The sequence below is a fragment of the Corynebacterium imitans genome, assembly GCF_000739455.1.
Taxonomy (GTDB): domain Bacteria; phylum Actinomycetota; class Actinomycetes; order Mycobacteriales; family Mycobacteriaceae; genus Corynebacterium; species Corynebacterium imitans.
This window is the reverse complement of the sequence record NZ_CP009211.1, coordinates 299291-319233: the sequence shown is the minus strand read 5'-3', so window position 1 is coordinate 319233 and position 19943 is coordinate 299291. Positions and strand designations below refer to the sequence as shown.

17 protein-coding genes are annotated in these 19943 nt (G+C 63.3%); 3 read left to right on the top strand and 14 right to left on the bottom strand.

The features are described from left to right. Positions 1-129: 129 nt before the first annotated feature. From CIMIT_RS01430 to CIMIT_RS01425, 3 genes are all read right to left on the bottom strand, one after another. The gene (locus CIMIT_RS01430; protein ID WP_158407424.1) at positions 130-5730 is read right to left on the bottom strand and encodes a G5 domain-containing protein; all 5601 of its coding nucleotides are present in this window, start codon (positions 5728-5730) and stop codon (positions 130-132) included. Further along, positions 5612-6658, bottom strand: coding sequence for an adhesin domain containing protein (locus tag CIMIT_RS12690; protein ID WP_051904702.1), 1047 nt, complete (start codon positions 6656-6658; stop codon positions 5612-5614). Before CIMIT_RS12690 ends, CIMIT_RS01430 begins: the two co-directional genes overlap by 119 nt. A 267-nt stretch (positions 6659-6925) precedes the next feature. Further along, the gene (locus CIMIT_RS01425) at positions 6926-7801 is read right to left on the bottom strand and encodes a hypothetical protein (RefSeq protein WP_038588090.1); all 876 of its coding nucleotides are present in this window, start codon (positions 7799-7801) and stop codon (positions 6926-6928) included. Between the two features lie 48 nt (positions 7802-7849). On the opposite strand from CIMIT_RS01425, the gene CIMIT_RS01420 reads away from it, so the two are divergent. After that, positions 7850-8842 carry a 1,4-dihydroxy-2-naphthoate polyprenyltransferase gene (locus CIMIT_RS01420; RefSeq protein ID WP_051904701.1) on the top strand — a complete coding sequence of 331 codons (993 nt, stop codon included), beginning with the start codon at positions 7850-7852 and terminating at the stop codon, positions 8840-8842. Here the strand turns inward: CIMIT_RS01420 and CIMIT_RS01415 are convergent. The 3 genes from CIMIT_RS01415 to CIMIT_RS11980 all read right to left on the bottom strand — a co-directional run bounded on the left by CIMIT_RS01415 (position 8781) and on the right by CIMIT_RS11980 (position 11314). Beyond that, on the bottom strand, positions 8781-9932 hold the full coding sequence (locus CIMIT_RS01415) for an HNH endonuclease signature motif containing protein (protein WP_157727797.1): 1152 nt from the start codon (positions 9930-9932) through the stop codon (positions 8781-8783). The two genes, CIMIT_RS01420 and CIMIT_RS01415, sit on opposite strands and share 62 nt — an antisense overlap. A gap of 537 nt (positions 9933-10469) precedes the next feature. Next, entirely contained in the window at positions 10470-10775 is a 306-nt protein-coding gene (locus CIMIT_RS11985) for a hypothetical protein (protein WP_144311790.1), read from the bottom strand. Positions 10776-10786: 11 nt separating this feature from the next. Continuing rightward, on the bottom strand, positions 10787-11314 hold the full coding sequence (locus CIMIT_RS11980; RefSeq protein ID WP_051904698.1) for a hypothetical protein: 528 nt from the start codon (positions 11312-11314) through the stop codon (positions 10787-10789). Positions 11315-11400: 86 nt separating this feature from the next. On the opposite strand from CIMIT_RS11980, the gene CIMIT_RS01400 reads away from it, so the two are divergent. After that, the gene (locus CIMIT_RS01400; protein WP_038588084.1) at positions 11401-12315 is read left to right on the top strand and encodes an AEC family transporter; all 915 of its coding nucleotides are present in this window, start codon (positions 11401-11403) and stop codon (positions 12313-12315) included. A 16-nt stretch (positions 12316-12331) separates the two neighbouring features. Here CIMIT_RS01400 and CIMIT_RS01395 read toward each other — a convergent pair whose 3' ends face one another. Continuing rightward, positions 12332-12640: a DUF4229 domain-containing protein gene (locus CIMIT_RS01395; RefSeq protein ID WP_070763416.1), complete on the bottom strand. Its 309-nt coding sequence runs from the start codon at positions 12638-12640 to the stop codon at positions 12332-12334. Positions 12641-12679: 39 nt separating this feature from the next. Between CIMIT_RS01395 and CIMIT_RS01390 the strand changes: the two genes are divergently transcribed. Further along, positions 12680-12937 (top strand): hypothetical protein, encoded by a 258-nt coding sequence (locus CIMIT_RS01390; protein WP_038588079.1) that lies wholly within the window; start codon positions 12680-12682, stop codon positions 12935-12937. Here the strand turns inward: CIMIT_RS01390 and galE are convergent. The 7 genes from galE to hemL are packed head-to-tail and all read right to left on the bottom strand — an operon-like array spanning position 12934 to position 19925. Continuing rightward, positions 12934-13914, bottom strand: a complete 981-nt coding sequence (galE, locus tag CIMIT_RS01385; protein ID WP_038588076.1) for a UDP-glucose 4-epimerase GalE — start codon at positions 13912-13914, stop codon at positions 12934-12936. The genes CIMIT_RS01390 and galE overlap by 4 nt on opposite strands. 13 nt (positions 13915-13927) lie before the next feature. Then, on the bottom strand, positions 13928-14950 hold the full coding sequence (ccsB, locus tag CIMIT_RS01380) for a c-type cytochrome biogenesis protein CcsB (RefSeq protein ID WP_038588073.1): 1023 nt from the start codon (positions 14948-14950) through the stop codon (positions 13928-13930). Positions 14951-14989: 39 nt separating this feature from the next. Then, positions 14990-16618: a cytochrome c biogenesis protein ResB gene (locus CIMIT_RS01375; RefSeq protein ID WP_038588070.1), complete on the bottom strand. Its 1629-nt coding sequence runs from the start codon at positions 16616-16618 to the stop codon at positions 14990-14992. After that, positions 16619-17437, bottom strand: a complete 819-nt coding sequence (locus CIMIT_RS01370) for a cytochrome c biogenesis CcdA family protein (protein ID WP_051904697.1) — start codon at positions 17435-17437, stop codon at positions 16619-16621. It lies immediately after the preceding gene. Continuing rightward, positions 17400-17984, bottom strand: a complete 585-nt coding sequence (locus tag CIMIT_RS01365; RefSeq protein ID WP_038588064.1) for a TlpA family protein disulfide reductase — start codon at positions 17982-17984, stop codon at positions 17400-17402. The genes CIMIT_RS01370 and CIMIT_RS01365 overlap by 38 nt, the downstream gene beginning before the upstream one ends. 14 nt (positions 17985-17998) lie before the next feature. After that, a complete protein-coding gene (locus tag CIMIT_RS01360; RefSeq protein ID WP_038588061.1) occupies positions 17999-18601 on the bottom strand; it encodes a histidine phosphatase family protein in 603 nt (200 codons plus the stop codon). Next, complete coding sequence (gene hemL, locus CIMIT_RS01355; protein WP_038588058.1) at positions 18594-19925, bottom strand: glutamate-1-semialdehyde 2,1-aminomutase; 1332 nt, start codon at positions 19923-19925, stop codon at positions 18594-18596. The genes CIMIT_RS01360 and hemL overlap by 8 nt, the downstream gene beginning before the upstream one ends. Positions 19926-19943 lie beyond the last annotated feature (18 nt).

Here is a 19943-nt window from a genome sequence, read left to right as displayed (position 1 = left end):
GCCACACACCATAAATCCAGCAAATTTCCAATACGGAAAACCCAGATGAACTTTAGGTGACGACAAAAACGTAGTTAAGGGCGCTACCCGAGTAGCCGGGTAGCGCCCTTTATTTGTGCTTAGCGCGGATTACTTCTGGGAGGAAGAACCGTCCTTCTCAGAGGAGGTCTTGCCCTCCGCCGAGGATCCCAGCACGGTCAAGCCGTTGTCAAAGCCCTCCTCGCGGCAGGCCTGCGCGATGAGCACGCCGGTGAGGCTGAGCGCGGCGATGGCACCGAGTGCGATGCCCAGCGGCTGCAGCTGCTCGCCGTAGCCCGCGAACTGGCGGTTGACGGCGTCGGCCTGTGCCTGCAGCTCGCGCATCCACTCGGGCTGCTCAAAGTTGTGGCCGTGGCCGCCCCGACCGAAGTCGGTCTCCGGCAGGGATTCCTGCACGCGGCGGTTGAGTTGGCCAACCGCCTGCTGGATCTGCGGGCCGAATGCCTCGTTCACGCCGTAGCCAACACCGGCCAGCAGGCCGATTGGCAGCAGCCACAGGATCGGGCTGTTTGCCGCAAACGCGTTGGCGACGCAGCGCTTCGCCTTCTCAGACGAACCCTTGGACGGATCCTGCGGATCAGCCGGAACGCTCGGCTCCGTTGGGTCGGTGGGCTCGGTGGGCGCAGTCGGTTCCGTCTTCTTCGTGCCCACCTTGATGATGAGCTTCTGCGCAGGAACCTCGACGACGCTGCCGTCCTCGCGGTGGATCCGCTCGCCTGGCTTGCCGGGCTGCACGATCTCGTGCTTGCCAGACTCCAGGTTCGGGTCCTCTACGATCTCGTAGTCGTAGGCGAGCTCTTCGGTCCAGCTGGTGCGCTTCGACGGCTTGCTGCCCACGCGGACCACGCGCTCGACCGGCTGCTCCACCAGTTCGGCGACAGGCTTGCCATCAACGATCTTGATGACGTACTTGCCGTCCTTACCTGCGACGTCCTCGACCTCTTCGCCTGGCTCCAGGTTCGGATCGAACACAACCCGGGTGGTGTAACGGACATCGATCTCAATGCCGCCCTCAGGAACCGGCGTCGGATCCTCCGGCTCGCCCTCAGGCTTCTTCGTGCCGATAAGGATGACGTGATCCTGCTTCTCAATCAGGGTCTCTTCCGAGCCATCAGACTTGTGGTGCACCAGGCCCGGCTTGCCCTCGTGCTCGACCTTGTGCTGGCCAGCCTCGAGCGTCGGATCGAGCTTGACCTGCACCTCGAACGGGATCCGCTCGTTCCACTCAACACCATCCGCCGGCTTGGTGCCGACGCGGACGATCCGCTGAATCGGTTCCTTAGTCGTCTTTACGGAAGGCTGGCCATTTTCGACGGTCACCTCAACCTTGCCGTTTTCACCCTCCTGCTCCACGATCTCCTCGCCCGGCTTGAGCGTCTCGTCGTAGATGATCCTCGTGGTGAACGGCAGCTCGACCTCCTTCGGAGGCACCGACGGATCCGGCGTCGGCTCCTCCGGCTGCTCCGGTTCATCAGTCGGCGGCGTCGGCTCGTCGGTAGGCGGCGTCGTCGGCGGAGTCGGCTGTTCCGGCTCATCGGTCGGCGGCGTCGGCTGCTCAACCTTCTTGGTGCCGATGCGGATCACCGCGTTCTTCGGCTCCTTGGTGCGCTCGGTTGTCACCTCAGGCTCGCCGGACGGCTTGCCGTTGACAAGCTTCTGCGTGGTGGTCACAACCTCCTCGCCGAATTCGCCGTGCTCGATGACCTGCTTGCCCTCTTCGAGGTTAGGGTCCTCGATGACCTTGGTCTCGAAGTCGACCGAACGGGTCGTCTTAGACACCAGCGCGTTGTCCTCGAGGCCCGGGCCGTACTCGACGATCCGCGGAGTCGGCTCAGTACGAGACGATTCCTCGGTCTTTGCGGCTTCACCGCTGGTGCCCGTGAAGGTGGCCGTATAGGTTGTCTCGCCGTCCTTACCTTCCTGGACGACCCTGACCTCACCCGGAGCAAGGTTCGGGTTCGCGCGCAGCTCAGTCGGGTACGGGATCGGCTGCTTCCACTCAACCTTGTCGGATGCGGTTGCCTGCTTCGTACCGACCTTGATCACCTGGGTGACCGGCTCAGTGCTGGTCGTCTCACCACGCGTGGCCTCGACAACCTTGCTGTTCTCAATTTTCTGGGTGATCTTGGTGATCTTCTCACCAGGCTTGCCCTCAGTGACGACCTTGTACTCGCCAGCCGGGATCTCCGGGTCGTACTCAATCCGGGTGTCGAACGGGATCGGCAGCTTCTCTTCCAGCTCGTACGTGCCATCGGTCATGGAACCGACACGGACGATCTGCTTCTTCGGCGCCTTCGTCTCTTCGATGGTGATCGTCGGCTCGCCAACAGGCTTGCCGTTCTCGACCTTCTGGGTAGAGGTGATCAGCTCTTCGCCGTTCTCACCCTCCTGCTCAATCTTTGTCTGCCCAACCGGCACCGTGTTGTCCACGATGAACTCGGTCTCGAACGCAACCTCGCGGGTCTTCGTCGATGTCAGCGTCTGGTCCTCGAGGGTCGGACCGTACTCGATGATCTGGTTGACCGGGGCCTTGGTCTGCTTCTCCTCCGGCTTCACCGTTGCTTCATCGCCCTTGGAGGTGAAGTCCGCGGTGTAGGTCTTCTCGCCCGGGACGCCATTCTGGACAACCTTGATCTCGCCCGGCTTCAGCGCCGGGTTCGGACGGGTCTCAACCTCAAACGGGATCGGTGCCTTCCACTCGACCTTCTGGGAAGTCGCGGACGGCTTGGTGCCGATGACGATGACCTCGTTAACCGGAGCCTTCGTTTGATCCCACTCACGGGTCTCCCCGTTCAGCTTCTCTTCACCAAGCTCGCCCTTGGTCTCAACCTTGTACTCGCCGGCAGGGATTTCGTCGGAGTACTTGTACTCAACCTTGAACGGAACCTCGCGCGTCAGCACATCCTCAACGTTGACCACGGCCTTAGCGTTGTCCTTCGAGCCGTCCTCGTAGGTCACGATGACCGGAACATCGATCTTGTCGCCAGCCTTAGCGGTTGCCGGCGCGGTGGAGATGACGTTGCCCTTGTCATCCAGGCCAACGAGCCAGTCGCCGTTCGCCGTCTTCACCTTGTAGGTCGGGTTGCCGAACTCGTTGTTCTCACCTGTCGCCTCCAGACCCTTGCCCTTCGGGTTGATCGTGTAAGGGGTATCCGGGTGCAGGTTGATCTCTGCAGGCTTTTCGACGCCAATCGGCGACGTCGCCGTACCACCCGGGTACACCGTCTGCGACGGAATAACCGGCTCAGACTCCCAGTTATTGGTCAGCTTCACAATGGTGCTGACGGGGACATCATCCACCGAGCCATCTGGGTAGGTAACGGTGATCTTGTAGTCGTGCTTATCGCCCGGCTTCGCGTTGGCAGGCGGGGTCACAGAAATCTCACCGGTGTCCGGGTTGATCTCGTAGTCCCACCCGTCAACGGTGGTCTTGGTGATCGGATTGTCACCGTCGACGCTGAAGGCGAATTTGGACCCGGCCGGGATGTTGTTTGGCTTGATGGGTCGGTCGACCTTGACGCCTGGGCCCGTAACTTCCACGGAGTAATACGGCTCGTTGACGTCCTTCTGCTCCTCGATCACCTTGAACGGTGCGAACACAGTCTCCTTGGAACCGTCCAGGTATGTCACCTCCACAGGAACCTGGATGCCGTCGCCAGCCTTCGCGTCCGCCGGCGGGGTCGCCGTCACGATGCCGGACTCGTCGACCTCGACTGTCCAGCCCTCGACAGTGTCGGGTGCGCTGAAACGCTTCGACTTGTCTTCGGCTAGGTCGCGCTCCGGAACCTTGGTGTCATCCAAAATCGGGGAAGCCTTCTCGACGCCAGGCTTCGTGGTCTTCAGCTCATACTTCGGCTCGTAGATCTGGCGGTGCTTACCCTTGGCCACGACGGTGGCGATGGTGAAGTCCCGCGAACCATCCTTGTAGGTCACACGAACTGGAATATCCGCAGAAGAGCCAGGAAGGACGTTAGCTCCAATTGGCGTGGTGATCTCACCCGTGACTGGATCAATCTTCACCTGGTCCCAGGTGAGGTTGCGCGGCGGCGCAATGTAGTCAGGATCCTTCGGGTCAGTCACGAGGGAGAAGCGTGGTTCAGCATTATCATCCAAGTACGTGCGGTCGACCTTACTCGTCACCGTGGTGCCGATATCACCAGTCACCGTCGGGTAAGACGGCTGATTGGCGCGGGCGTATGCGTCAACAACGGTAAAGTCCGCCGGCACGCTTGCCTTGGAGCCGTCAGGGTAAGTGACTTCTACCGGAATGGTGACGGTAGCACCGTTCGGCACGTTTTCACCCGGGGTTGCGGTAACGGTACCGCTCTCATCGATGGAGAACTCCCAATCAGCAGGCCACTGCTTCTTCGGAGGCAGCTTGTATGTGGCCTTCTTCGGATCATCCAACAAGGTCGTGATGTCCGACTTCACCGACTCGCCAGCCTTAGTGAGCTGGGGACGGTAGAAGGCGTTGTCCTCGCCGGAGCCGTCGCCAATAACGCTGATGGTGCCGGTAGCGATCTGCGGGTTCGCGCCACTAGGGTAGTACACCTTCACCGGAACGGTGAGCTGCGCGCCTGGCAGAGCAGACTTCGGGATGGTGGAGGTCAGCTCACCGGTGTCCTCATCGATGGTGACGGTCCAGTCGCCCACCTTGTACTCGGTGGTGCCGTCCTCGAAGGTGTAGCGGTTCGGCTCTTCGTCGGTTTCCTTGCCACCCAGGCCAACCGGGGGCATGACCGGCTGAAGCTTCACTTCCTCCTCGGCCTTGCCGGAGACAGCGGTGTAGTCCGGCACCTTCACGTTGTTGACTACTTGGAAGGAAACATCGACTTCGTCGATCGTGCCATCCGGGTAGGTAGCCCTGATCTTCGGGGTGATCGTCGAGAAGCTCGGCGCGTCCTTCGGGGACTTTGCGGTGACCTTACCGTTTTCATCCACGGTCACCGTCCAGCCCTCCGGCACACCACCCACTACCTCATAAGACGTCGGGGTGAAGGGGCCATAGTCATCAATGACCTTGCCCACAGTCAGCTGTGCTTCGATGTCTTGCCCCGGAACACCCTTCGTGGTGCCTGGGGTCTCGAGCTTGAGCTCCGAAACCTGGGTGTGGTTGTGATCCACCGTCACAAGCAACGGGATGATATCCTGCGAGCCGTTGGAGTAGGTCACAATGACGCGTGGCTGAGCAAAGGTACCAGGAGCTGGGTTCAGGGGCGCTGTGACGGTGACCTCATAGGTCTTGGGATCCATCTTGGCGTCCCAGCCTGAGTAGACGTTCTTCTTGTCCAGCTTGACCTCGGCCTCAAAGCCGCCGTCCTCACGCTTCTTCACCAGGTCCGTAATCTTGTCCCCGGCTTCCTTGAACGAGACCACCTGGCGTTCCTTGGTGGGTTTGTTGTCCTCCACGCCGGAGATGATTGCCTGCTGGTCAGGGTCATACTTCGGGTCGTGGAACTGAGTGTCGTCGAAGCTCCATTGGTGTTTGTCAATAAAGTTCGGCTTGTTATAGCGCGTCAGCGAGTTCGAGCTTTCGAAGGCTCCATCATGCCCGAGATACTCATTGTTGCTCTTAGCAGCGTCCTGGAGCTGTGTAACCGTACGCGGCTTGGCGAGCACGTTGAAGCGCATGCCCTGCTGAGCGCTCAGGTTCGTGCCCTTGTACTCCGGCATGGTGTAAAAAGATCTCACCGGTCTCCTGGTCGATGCGCACGCTCGACGTGCCGCCACCAGAAGCCACAGTGTCGCTCGTGCCGATGAAGTTACCTTGCGCGTCGTAGGCCTCCACGACCATGCGGGACATGGAGTCATCGGTTCCGCCGCCGGTCACGGCCGGGATGTTGATCTTGCCGACCTTGAGCTCCTCGCCCTTCCTGATGACCAGCTTTTCCTTGGATTCCCACGTGACCGTGATCGGGTTACATTCGATGTTTTCGCTCGGCCACGGGTTCACGAGGGCCGAAAAGGACGCTCCCCTGGTGGCTCTATTTGCTCCGGGGTTTTCCTGCGTATAGTAGCCTTGCCAGGCATAACGTACCGGGTTACCGTCGGTAGCCTCAGCGAACTGCTTGACTTTCGCATCGGTCAGTTCTGCGAAGAGGTTCAGGTTTCGTTGTTGGCCAGAACCGTCAATACGAATTTTTTCGTCGGCCGCATGAGTGACTACCTCGCCTTGAAGAAAGGTCTCGCCAGCCTTCATAGAGGGAACTTGACCACGATCGAGGTACCCACCCATGCGGCCTGAATGGGTAAAGCCCCAATCGGCGAACGTGCGGTCTTTTGAATTGTCAAAGGCGACGCTCAAGCCCCACCGTTTTTTGTCGGGGCTCTCTGCAGCCGGCTCCACGGTGTTCCAGTGGAAACCAGCTTGGCTGCCCTTCCCATCCGTTGAATCGACAACACACGAGCCGGCCGGCAGGTCAGAGGCCTTCTGGGCGTCCTTCTCCACCGCGCCGGACCTCTCGCGGATGCCGCCCGTGTAACTGGATGCAGCGGCAGCGTGCGGCGCCAGCGGCCCCGGGGCGACGACGCTCACGCCGCCAAGGGCGAGGGCGATAATGGATGAGGCTGCGATGCCTGTAGAAGTTGATTTACGAAAACGCCGAGATGATCCGGCCATGGGATACTCCTCAATCAAGCCGCTGAACAGGGCCTGGCAAGCGCGGCTCGTTATCAGTGTTTGGTTATGTACACATCACCTCGCCCGAAGAGTTTTAGCCCAAACAGCTGAGGTGATAGATGACATCACATTTTAGGGGTGCTTTAAGCACAAGTCCAGGAATACGTTTTTGTATCGTCGAGGCGAACACCCCCGCCCATGCCGCCGCTCAGATGCTCAGCGGTCGACAGGTAGGCATTGCCGCGCAGTGCCCCGGTGCGTCGGGGGTTAGTGGGCTGGTTCGTTGAGGGACAACGCGGCGTCGATAAGCAAGCCCAAGTCCTTTTGCGCATAGGTGGCGCGCAGTTGGGCGTCGTTGCCGCCGCGCAGATTGCCCCGCACAAGCGCCACGCCCTGGGAAGCCGGCACCATAGAAAACTCGCGCGGGTGCGGGAAGACCTGGCGCACGTAGTGGCCCGAGCGCAGCGCGCAGCGATTGAGCCAGATGTCGTCGGCGTGGGGGGCACACTCCAGGAAGGCAGTGCCCTGCGCGGCGACCGCATCCACCATCGCCGGCGGGTACGCCACCCCCGATACCCCGGTGGCGAAGTGACGCGGGTCCGGATCCGTATCCTGCACGGACTTCCACTGCTTGTAGGGAGCCAAGCGGCCGTCGTGCAGCACGATCTCGTGCGCGCGGTAGGCCACCACATTGTTCGGGTCGGCGTCGGAGGCGTTGAGGAGTTTTTCGGCGAACCACTTGGGGTACATCATGTCGTCGTCGACAGTGATCACGCGGGTGCCGGTGCCGGCGAACTCCTGAAAGGTGCCGTAGTACTTCGTATGCGGGCCGTAGTGCCCGTCCGAGCAGCACACCTGGAGGCCGTGCTCTACGAGCGCGTGCAGACCTTTGGGCCACTCGCCCTCGAAGTCCTCTTTATCCAGCCACAGGTAGACCGGCAGGCGCTTGGTGCCGACAAGCAGGGAGGAAATCGCCACCACCGCCGACTTCAATCGCGGGCCATGCGAAGTCAGCGAGATGACCGTGCTGCCCTCTTGAGGGAAGCGTGCTGGAGACTTGCGCGCGGCCACCCGAAGCTGGGGTGCGCGCAGCAATGCACCAACCCCGCCCAGAGCTTGCCGAAGCGCATAGTCGATCCACATGTGCCAAAACTTTAGCCGACTGAGGCAAATCGGGGCATGATGGGAGGCATGACTGACACGACGGGTAATGGAAACGACTCTGCGCATTCTGGTTCTGGGGCGGGTAGCTCTGGCGGGTCTGGGGCGACGGCGACTTTTCACGACTGGTGGCAGGCTGCGCGTCCCCACACGTGGGCGAACGCTTTCGCGCCCGTCATCGCCGGTACGGGCCTGGCGGCCTACAACGGCGGCATGCACCTGGGCAAGGCCCTGCTGGCGCTGGGAGTTGCGTGGGCCCTGATCGTCGGCGTGAACTTTGCCAACGACTACTCCGACGGGGTGCGCGGCACCGATGATGATCGGACCGGTCCGACGCGCATTACCGCCTCCGGGCTGGCGCGCCCGCAGGACGTGAAGCTCGCGGCGTTTGCCTCCTTCTTTATTGCCGGTGTGCTGGGCGTGATTCTCGCGGTGATGAGCGCGTGGTGGCTCGTGTTGGTTGGCGCGGCATGTATCGCTGCGGCCTGGTTCTACACCGGCGGGAAGAAGCCTTACGGCTACTACGGCTTCGGGGAGTTGGCTGTGTTTGTCTTCTTCGGGCTCGTCGCGGTGCTGGGCACGCAATTTACCCAGGCGGGCTGGCTAACTACGGAGGGGTGGCTGGTGGCGATCGCGGTTGGCGCGATTTCGGCGTCGGTGAACTTGGCCAACAACATCCGCGATCTGGATTCGGACGCGCTTGCAGGCAAGAACACCCTGGCAGTACGCCTCGGCGAGGTGCGTGCGCGCCGCCTGTTTACCGTGCTGACCCTGACGCCGTTTGCGGTGACGCTGCTTTTGGGCAACTCGCTTGCGCTCGTGGCGTTTGCCGCGCTGCCTTTCGCTGTGTCCTCTATTTTGACCGTGCAACGTCAGCGCGCTCAGGGCAAGGACCTCATCCCGGTACTAGGTATGAACGGTCGTGCCATGCTGCTGTGGTCCATCCTCACCGCTGCCGCCCTCACGGTGACGGGTTTACAGCTTTGGGGTTCCGGCATGGTGGTGCCGTACACGACGCACTAGGTGTGCGCCGCTCTTGGCGCTGTCGGTTTTCCTGGCCCTGACAGTCTGCGGCCGCAGACTGTTGGGGCTGTTTTTCGTCCGTACAGGCCGTGCAGGTGGCGTCGCACGTGCGGGGGCTGGGTTTCGGCGGGGCTGTGGGGTGCGCCCGGTTGTAGGCGGTGAAGCGGGTGCCGTCGGCGAAACGGTAGTGGATGTCGCCACCCCGCTGCCGGATATGCACGGAGTTGTTGCTCACGAGCGAGTGGCACGAGGAGCACAGCGGGAGCAGGTTGTCCATGTTCGTCTCTCCGTTGCGGGACCAGTCTTTGATGTGGTGCATCTGGAGGAAGCGGGTATGCGTACATCCGGGCATGGCACATTGGTGGCCCCAGCTGGCCAGGAGTGCGGCGACCTGGCCGTCCGTGGCGAAGCGCTGTTGGCGGCTCACGTTGAGCGTCAACCCCTGGCTATCCAGCACGTGGAAGCGGACCATCGCATTGGCGATGTAGCTTTCCACCGCGGAGGATTTGGCCTGCAGGTTGTTGGGCATCCAAGCCCGGCCATCCTCGGTGACCATGATGTTCACGTGCGCACCTGGGGTGCGGAGCGGGCTTGAGGGGCTGGTGCGCACCATGTTGATCATGGCGATGAAGGCGGAGTAAAAGTTGCGGGGCTCAGGTGGGCCGAAGCGCGAGGCGTTGTGCTCCCCGTCAATCGCTTCGGCGGTCGATTTGATGTCCTCCCAGATGCTCTTTCGGTTGGCACCTGGAGGCGCAGCTTTCGTCGCCGGGCAGGCTTCTTCGGTGGCTTCCACCTGTTTCAGGAGCGCGTCGAGCGCTTCGGGGTCGTCCAACTCTTCGGGTGTCGCGCCGTCAAGACCGTGGTTGGCCAGCTGCGCGAGTTTGAGCGCGGCGAGCAGTTCCTCACCGGTGACGGCTGGCAGGAGGACATCGAGGTGGACCATCCCGTCTTTGCGCTTGTTGAGCCGGAAGTAGGGCTCGGTGGGGTCTTTATCGTCGTTCGGCTCCACACCGGCAAGCTTCTGCTGAAGCTCGGAGAAACACATTGCCTCGGCGGCTGCGACGAGTTCGCCCTCGTTCTCCTCATTCATGTAGTTCAACAGCCACCTGACGGTGGTGTAACTAATCCGCGCTTTTTCGAATGACTCATAAAGCATGCGATATCGTCGTATCCCTCTGGCAACGAATACATACTCGAATGCAGTACTACGGGGGATACGTAGATCACGTATTAACCAAGCGGCGGTAGTTTTCGAACCTAGGCGCGGCGCACACTCCTCCTCATCGAACTGTCCGACGGCATCAAGCATTCGAGCGCGAGCAACAGTGGAATCATCGTGGTTGACGTGGATATTCTTTGCTAGTTGAGCAGCGAGTTTTTCTTCTTCCGGGATGACAAGGTCCATGACGGTCTCTCAATTCTGCGGCGCGGCGGTTTGGGTGGGCGGTTTTGCCTTCCGTTATATACATACACATATTCGAGAGCAACAGGTAGCGCATGTTGTGATTAAATTGAGACATTTGTCGCTTAAGCACACCGCGCGAGTTTGAAATGGCAGATGAGGAACCTCAAACAGTCTGCGGCCGCAGACTCGCGGACGCCCCAAAACAGTCCGCGGCCGCGGACTCTAAACCCGGCGAGCTCGCAGGATTGCGTAGCCCAACCCAAGCCCGAGCGCGCCGCCGAGCGCCACCAGCACCACGAAGGGCAACGCAGTTGGGTTCATGAATACGAGGATTTCGAGCGCCTGCACCACCGGCGGCACGACACACCACAGCCAATTGACCTTCTCAGAGCGCACCGTGTCCCAGGCGGCAAGCGCCAGCGACAAAAGCGGGTGGCCGAGCAGCAGCACCACGGCCCACCCAGCAGGGCCAAGCAAAGATGACGCCAGCAGCATGGCAGCTGAGACCACGGCGAAGAGGACAAACACAACCGACTCGGCTAGCACGCCGCGTTGAACTCCTCTTCCGTCCACGTCTGCACACTCCCATCGTAGGCACTTACGCTCAGCACGGTACCAGCTGGCTGCTCCAGGATTTCGCGTTTCGTCGCACTCGCAGACGCAATTGTCTTCTCCGGGCGGAAGACGCCGTTGCCCCCATCGTCGTCGGGCGCGGGGGTAAGGAGGAGGGCGCGGTTGTCGGGGTACGTGGCGTCGAGAGGCAATTGCTCCGCCCACGGCGCGGGATCGCTCAGGTTCACCTGGATGTGCCCGGACTGTGCTTCAGGGGCGAAGTAGCGTGCGAGGACCTCGTTTGGCTCGTCGTCAACCAGCCCCAGCCGATCCGCCGCGATGTCGAGCTGGCTGATGGACTCCCCGCAGGTCTGCACGTGAGCGATGATCTCGCCTTGCTCGTTGTGGGAGAACCCAGATGCGCCGATGACCTCGACGTTGACGTAGTTGCCGCACCCCGCCAGACCGAGCCCGGCCGCAATACTCACGGCCAGCAGCCGCGTGCGCTGATTCATGCTTGCACCTCCTTGACGCACTGCCCAGTAGCGTAGGGAACAATGTTCACGTAATCCTGAAAGTCTCGCGAAAGGTTGTTTTTCTCGTGCTGGACGTGTTGACGGGCTTCGCCATCATCTTCGCCGTGATCGGTGTGGGCTTCCTGCTCGCGCAGAAGGGCGTAATTGGCAAAGGCGAGGCGCGCCTGCAACTCAACCGCATCGCGTTCTGGGCGGCCACCCCGGCGCTCATCTTCTCCAGCGTGGCAACCTCAGACACCTCGGCGTTCGCCTCGCCCGTGGTGGGGGTCATCGCCATTGCCTCGGTGGCGACGATGGCGATCTACTGGGGGCTCAGCGCGCTGTTCTTCCGCCGCAGTGTTGCCGAGACGATGGCGGGGGCGGCGTCGTCAAGCTACTACAACTCGGTCAACATCGGCCTGCCGATTGCCACCTACGTGATTGGCGACGCCACCTACGTCATCCCCGCGCTCGTCCTGCAAATGGCGGTGCTCTCCCCCATCATCATCGCGGGGCTTAACGCCGAGGGCGGAGGCCTGCGCTCGATCGGCAGCTCCTTTATCGCCGGTCTCACCGCCCCAGTCGTACTCGCGGCCTTCGCGGGCTTCGCCGTCTCGGCCTCCGGCTGGCAGGTGCCTGAGCCGGTGATGGCGCCGCTGGAGATCCTCGGCGGGGCTTCGATCCCGATGATTCTCATGAGCTTCGGTGCCTCGCTCAAGGGAGATGGTGTGCTTTCGCAAGAGCGCTTGCCGACGCTCACCGCCACCACCCTCAAACTCGTCGCCATGCCCGCCCTCGCCCTGCTCGTCGGCACGGCCATGGGACTGAACGGCACGCAGCTCTACGCGGCACTCATCCTCTCCGCGCTGCCCACGGCGCAGAACGTGTACAACTACACGGCCACCTACCGCGTCGGCGAGACGGTCGCGCGCGACACCGTCTTCCTCACCACGTTCCTCTCGCTGCCGGCGATGCTGGTCATCGCCGCACTTTTCGGATAACGCTAGTCTGCTAAGACTAGCGCTCAGCGAGCTCGCTGGCGATCCACTCCTTGCGTGCCTTGCGCTGCTCGCGCCACTGGGCGACCGCCTCAGTGGCCTCGATGCGCTGACGCTTGAACACCAGCATGGACAGCGGGAACGCCACGATCAGGGCAAGCAGTGCGGACATGATCAGCGGCACTGGAGCGCCGATGAGCAGCGCGGCCCCCTGGATCACCACGGTCAGCGCGATGAACAGCCCGAGTCGGCACAGGCCATACACCGCGGCAGCTTTGTTAGCGCGGGAACGGGCGGCGGGGTCGAGCTCGGGGGCTTGTTGTCGCATATACCTAACCCTAGACGGCAACCAAGTATGTTGGAAGTTATGGGAAGGCTACTACTTTTCGTGCTCATCGTCGTTGCCATCTACCTGATGTGGCGCGCGTTCGGGCCCGGCTCGCAGCAACGCATCGAGCAGGCCCAGCAGCGCCCGCAGATTAAGGGGCCCGACGATGATGAAGACTTCCTCTGGAACATCGAGAAGAACCGCTTCAAGGAGCGCCGCGCCCGCGAGGAAGCGGAGCGCAAGCGCCGGGAAGAGGAAGAACGCCGCCGCCGGCGCGAAGAAAACGGCGAGAACTAGCCCCGCTCAAGCACCTCGGGCAGGCGCTTCGCCCACTCAAGTGAATCGCGCACCCCATCAGCCACGCTGCGCTCCGCGCGCCAGCCCAGCAGGCGGGCTGCTTTGTCGGTGCGGGTAGCGCAACCTGCGACGTCGCCGTCGCGCGGCGGGGCGGTGCGGATCTCTAGCGGTGTACCGGTCGCCTCGCCGACCGCGTCGGCGAGCTCGAAGACGGTCGTGCCCTGGCCGGTGCCCAGGTTGATCACCTCGTAGTCGGCAAGGTCCGCCTGCAGCGCCGCGACGTGCGCGCGCGCCAGATCCCACACGTGGACGTAGTCGCGCAGGCCGGAGCCGTCGCGGGTGGGCCACTCGACACCGGTGACGGTAAAGGGCTCGCCCGCCTGGTAGGCGGAAATCATCTTGCCGAGTGCGTGCGAGGGTGCCGGGTTCTGCAGGCCCGTGCGTAGCTTGGGGTCGGCGCCGATCGGGTTGAAGTAGCGCAGGGAGGTGGCTTGGATGAGGCCGGCCGCGGCGGCGTCGGCAAGCACGCGCTCCAGCATCCACTTCGACGCAGCGTACGGGCTGGAGGGGTCGCAGGCGCTGTGCTCGTCGACAAGCAGGCGCTCGTCGGCCGCGTACATCGCCGCGGTCGAGCTGAGCAGGACGCGCTTCACGCCGCGCTCGGCGAGCGCGCGCACGCAGGTGGTCGCCTTGCCCACGTTGTTCTCGTAGTAGTTGAGCGGCTTGGCCACGGACTCCGGCACGATGATCTTCGCGGCGCAGTGGACCACGGCTTCGATGTCCGGGTGCTCGTCCATGATGCGGTGAAGCAGCGCCACGTCCGCGATGTCGCCCTCGTAGTGGGCGAAGCGCTCGGCGAAGACGCGCAGGCCGGTGGAGTAGTCGTCCAGGATCACCGGGGTAATCCCGTTGTCTTCGCAGCAGGACGCGATGGTGGAGCCGATAAAGCCGGCCCCACCGGTAATGAGGACCTTCATGTACTGCGCTCCCCTAGTTCAGACCAGCGTACGAGTGCAGGCCGGCGATGACCGTATTCACGTACGTCATGTTGAAGATCGTCATCGCCAGGGCAAACACGTTAATCCACGCAGCCTTCGAATTCTTCCAACCCGCGGTTGCGCGCGCGTGCAGGTAGGCGGCGTACAGGATCCAGGTGATCATGGACACGGTTTCCTTCGCGTCCCAGTTCCACGGGCGGCCCCAGGCCACCTCGGCCCAGATCGCGCCGAAGACGATGCCGATGCCAAACAGCGGCAGCGTAATGATCGCCGTCTTGTAGGTGATCTGGTCCAGCGTCTTTGCCGACGGCAACGGGTGCACAATCTTGCCAATGAAGCCGTGCTCCTCCCCCTTCGGCTGCCACATGCGCAGCAGGTACAGCAGCGCGAACACACCGGAGACGATACCGACCGAGGCACCGATCGACACCGTGGACACGTGCACCGGCAGCCAGTAGGACTGCAGCGCCGGCACCACCGGGGCGGCCTTCATGTGGAAGACCGTCGAGTTGAGGAACATCGCCACCACCATCGGGAACAGCAGCCACGGCCAAATCGTGTGCCAGCCCTTGCGCCCAATCACGATCGCGGCAGCCACCATAATCACCGCGGTCATAAACAGGATGTACTCGTACAGGTTGCCCAGCGGGAAGCGCTGCGCCGCGATACCGCGGGTGACAAAAGCCACCAGGTGCAGGGCCACACCGAACCACACCAGGGCCTGCGTCATGCCCGACCACTTGCGGGCGTTCGCCACCCGCGCCTCGTACGCCTCATCCAGGTCCTGCTCAGAGGGCAGTTGCTTCTCGACGACCGCGGGACCGCCCGCGCCGACCGCAACCTTAGCTTCCGCATGCTCTTGCATGCGCTTCTCGCTGCGCTCACGGCGCGCGTCTACGACCGCGAGGACGCGGCCGTAGTACACGCACGACATCAAAAGCGCGACGATGTAAATGATGAATGCAGTGCGAAACGTGAGATCGGACAGCTCCGCCATGGTGGTGTTGACAAGCATGGTTGTCAACTTACCTTATCGACACCTTGTTTTCCAAGGTTATCCGAGGTCATCCACCTCTTCGGGGTCATCTTCCTCCGCCTGCCCAAGGATCTCGGCGGCAAGCTCCCGAAACTCCGGGCCCCATCCAGCACGGTCGGTGCGCGCAAGGCCCGCGATCTCCACGGCGGTGACGCCTCCCGCGGCCGGTGTAAGGCGCACCCAGATGCGGCGGCGCTTAATAGTCAGTGAGCCGGCCAGGGCGACCAGCATGATCGTGGATGCGAGCAGCGCCCACATCTGCGTCGGGTCGCGCGAGATCTGGTAGTTGGCATACTCGGCCGCGCCGTCGAAGCGCACCTTCACCCCGCCGTCAATGGTGACTTCCTCGCCCGGGGCGAGGTTGACCCGCTCCACCTTCTGCAGGCGACCATCGGCGATGAGCATCTGGTCCAGCACGAAGATGTTCTGCGGGCGGCCCGAGTCCAGCCCCGAGTCGCCGCGGTAAATGTCCATTGAGATCGCCGGGTTATCCATGGCTGGGAAGGCGGAGCCCAGCGTGTCACCGTCTGTGCCACCCCACTGCGCTGTCGGGGCGAAGTTGCCCTCCAGGGCGATCTGGTGCTGGCGACGCTCCTGAAGGTCCGGGTACATACCCGCCGGCGGGTCGAAACGCATCACGCCGGAGGACAGGAAGGTCTGCAAATCATTCGGGCGGAACTGCATCATCTGCGTGCGCGACTCCCCGTTCGGCCACGTCACCGTCACCTGCGGGGCAAACCCGTGGCCCTGCAGGTAGACGCGGTCGCCGTGGATGCGCAGCGGGTGGTTCACCGCCAGGGTGGCCTTTTGCCAGCTCTCCTTCGGCGCGCTCAGGTCATCCGTGTAGGTGATGTCGGACCAGAAGCCGTTCGCCTGGCCGTTGTTCAGGTACTCGGCGCGGAAGTTTTTGGCATCGATGCAGAAAGGGGTGAGCCCGGTGCCGTCGAAAAGCGGGCCGGCGCGGAAGACGTCGAAGTTGGCGGGCGAAGTATTGCAGAACTCGGTGGACTGCTCCACCGGCACCGCGTACTCCGACTCCGAGTTCGTCACCACAATGACCTGGCCCTCGTAGTAGACCATGCGGCCCGCGGCGAAAGCGACGATCATGCCCACAATCCCGATGTGGAACAGCAGATTCATCAGCTCGCGCGTATACCCGCGCTCCGCCGAGATGGAATAGGTGCCCGCGCGGTCCTCCTCTGGCGAGTAGGCGGCCACGTGCCAGCGCTTCAGCAGGCCGCGGACCTTCGCCTCGACCTCCTCGCGGCTGCCGACGACCTCGCCTTGTGCGTGCAGCGGCATGCGGGAGAGGTAACGCGGGGCGCGTGTGGGCTGGGCGCGGTAGGCGCGCCAGTGGTCGATCGAGCGCGGGATGATGCAGCCGATCAGCGACACCATGAGCAGGGTGACGATGGCGACGAACCAGGTGGAGCTGAAGACGTCGAAAAGCTGCAGGCGATCGTAGATCGGCCCCATCGTCGGATTGGCGTCGAGGTAGTCGTTGACCAGCGACTCGCTCACGTTGCGCTGCGGCAACAGCGCGCCCGGGATCGAGGCCAGCGAGAGCAGGAAAAGCAGCACGAGTGCCGTGCGCATACTGGTCAGCCAGTGCCACGCCTTGCGCAGCCACGTCCACACTTGCTTCACCTAAATCACCGTCGCTCCATATCCAACGATCCACTGCCTCGACCAGCCAACAAACAGGTCCCACAGGCCCGACACCAGCATGACGCCCACGAGAATCATGAGCACGCCGCCGATGATTTGAATTGTGCGCGAGTGGCGGCGCAGAAAATCGACGCTGCGCACCGCCTTCGCCGAACCCAGCGCCACCAGGACGAACGGCAGGCCCAGCCCCAGACAGTACGCCACCACCAGCAACACGCCGCGCGCCGCGGTCATGCCTTCCGTGCCCACCGACACCGAGATGATCGCCGCGAGCGTTGGGCCCAGACACGGCGTCCAGCCCAGGGCGAACACGCCGCCGAGCAGCGGCGCGCCAAGCCAGCTGGCTACGCGTTTCGGCTGCATGCGCGTATCGCGCTGCAGGGCCGGGATGGCGCCTAAGAAGACGATGCCCATCACGATGGTGACCACGCCACCGATGCGCATGAGTAGCTCGGCGTTGAGCCTAATCAGACTGATCGCCCCGAACACCGACACCGTGGCTAAGAGAAACACCACGGTAAAACCGGCGACGAAGAGCCCTGCCGCGCCCGCGACTGCCCACTTGCGGGACTGCACCTGCGGGCCGTGCTCATCCATGCGCATCTCGCCGCCGACCACGCTGGTCAGATACGACATGTAGCCGGGCACCAGCGGGATCACGCACGGCGAGGCGAAAGAGACCAGCCCGGCTGCTGCTGCGGCACACATGCCCAGCAGCAGCGGGCCGCTCGCTACGAGGTCCGCAAACGTCTCGCCCACCTTAAGCGCCGTCCTCCTGCTCGAGCCTGTCCACCACATCCAGCAGATCCTGGGCGGTCACCTCGCGCAGGAACACCGCAGCCGGGCGGTGCTGCGCGTCCAGCACGATCGTGGTGGGGATCACCGAGCTGGGCACGCCGCCGAGGAAGGAGGCGGTCTTAAACGGCGGGTCGTAGATGGAGGGGTACGTCGTGTGGTTATCCGTGAGGAAGTCGCGGGAGATTTCCGGCTGGTAGTCGCGCACGTTGATTCCCAGCACCGTGCCGGTGCCGCGGCGCTCAAGCTCGTCCTGCGTCTCCTGCAGATCGTCCACCTCGGCGCGGCAGGGGGCGCACCACTGGCCCCATGCGTTCAGGATGACGATCTCGCCTTCGTAGTCACTTAAGCGGATTTCCTCGCCCGGCTCCCTCAGCGATTCACCGTGGAAGTCCTCCACCGGCTTGCGCTCAGCCTCTTCGTAGAAGATCTCGGTCTGCCCGCCCGGCGAGTGGAACGCAAAGGTCTCCGACCCGCCGTCGGACGAGCAGCCGGTGAGCAGCAGCAGTGCCGCCATGGGGGCCGCGAGCAGGCGGACGCTTCTGCGCATGACGTGGGTACCTCTCAAATCTTCTCGGCGGGGGTGGTATACGACCAGTCAACAACAACGTCGCCGTCAAACACAAGTGAAGTCACGCTGGCCAGATCGCACTCGCGGCTCGCATGCGCTAGACGTTTGCCCTGCACGTAGCGCTGCACCATCACGATGGGCAGCTGGTGGCTCACCAGCACCGCCTCGTGGTCTTCCGCTTTGTCTCGGGCATCTTCTACCGCGGCGCACATGCGCTCGCAGATGTCCACGTAGGCCTCGCCCCAGCTCGGTTCGAAGGGGTTCACCATGTGCCGCCAGCGCACTGGGTGTAGAAGCTGGCTGCGCCATCCCTTCGTGCGCAGGCCCTCGAAGGTGTTGCCCGCCTCGATGATGTCCTCGCGGGTCTGGACCTCAAGACCCGTGACCTTCGCGATCGGCGCGGCCGTCTCCTGGGCGCGCTCCAAGGGGCTCGCCGCCAGGTAGGTCACGTCGCGCCCGGCGAAGAACTGCGCGGTCACAGCCGCCATCGAGCGGCCCCGCGAGCTCAAGTGGTAGCCGGGCATGCGCCCGTAGAGCACCTTCTTCGGGTTGTAGACCTCGCCGTGGCGCACGAGGTGGACAGTGGTTTTACTCACTCGGCGCCACCGCCTGCGCGGCGGCCTTCGCCGCAGGCACGAGGGCTTCCTCGATGCGGCCGAAGTCCTCGTCGGTCAGCGCGGTGGAGACAAACCAGGTCTCGAACGGGCTCGGCGGGGCAAACACGCCGTTGTCCAGCAGGGCGTGGAAGAACGGGGCGTAGCGGAAGGTATCCGCCGCCTTCATGTCCGCGAAGTTGCGGCCTTCGCCTTCGGCGAAGCGGAAGGACAGCATTGTCGACGCGCGCTGCACGTGGTGCGCCACGCCCTCGCGCTCCAGCGCTGCCGAGACCATGTTCGCCAGCGTGTCCGCGTTGCGCTGCAGCACCGGGTAGATCTCCTCCGAGGCCAGGCGCAGCGAGGCCATGCCCGCGGCCATCGCCACCGGGTTACCGGACAGGGTGCCCGCCTGGTAGACGGGGCCGTTCGGGGCGAGGCGCTCCATGATCTCCTTGCGGCCACCGAAAGCAGCTGCTGGCAGACCACCGGAGATGACCTTGCCAAAGGTGGTCAGGTCACCGGCGACGTTGTCCACGCCGTACCAACCGGCATACGAGGTGCGGAAGCCCGTCATCACCTCGTCCAGGATGAGCAGCGCGCCGTTGGCGTGCGCTACCTCCTTGAGCTTCGCGTTGAAGCTGTCCTGCGGGGCGACCGTGCCCATGTTGCCGGCTGCCGCCTCGGCGATCACCGCAGCGATCTCGCCCTCGTTCTCCGCGAACGCGGCCTTGACCGCCTCAATGTCGTTGTACGGCACCACGATCGTGTCCGCGGCCTGCGCGCCGGTCACGCCCGGCGAGTCCGGCAGCGAGTACGTCGCAATACCCGAGCCTGCAGCGGCGAGCAGCGCGTCGACGTGGCCGTGGTAGCAGCCGTCAAACTTGATGATCTTGGACCGGCCCGTGTAGCCGCGCGCCAGGCGCACCGCCGACATCGTCGCCTCGGTACCCGAGTTGACCATGCGCACCTCCTCCACCGAGGTACGGCCCACGATCATCTCCGCGATCTCTACCTCCGCCTCAGTCGGCGCACCGAAGCTCAAGCCCTTGGCCATCGCCTCTTCGACCGCCGCGAGGATCTCCGGGTGCGCATTGCCGTGGATCATCGGCCCCCAAGAATTGATGAGGTCGACATAGGCGTTGCCGTCGACGTCGATAAGCGAGCTGCCGTGCGCACTCTCGATGAAGCGCGTCTGGCCGCCCACGGAGCCGAAGCCGCGCACCGGCGAGTTCACCCCGCCCGGCGTGGTCAGCTGCGCGCGCTCCCACAGCGCGGCGGAGCGGGAGGTATGAGCGGACGTTGGGTACTTGGCCGAAGTAGTCATACCCGCCAATCCTAGGCC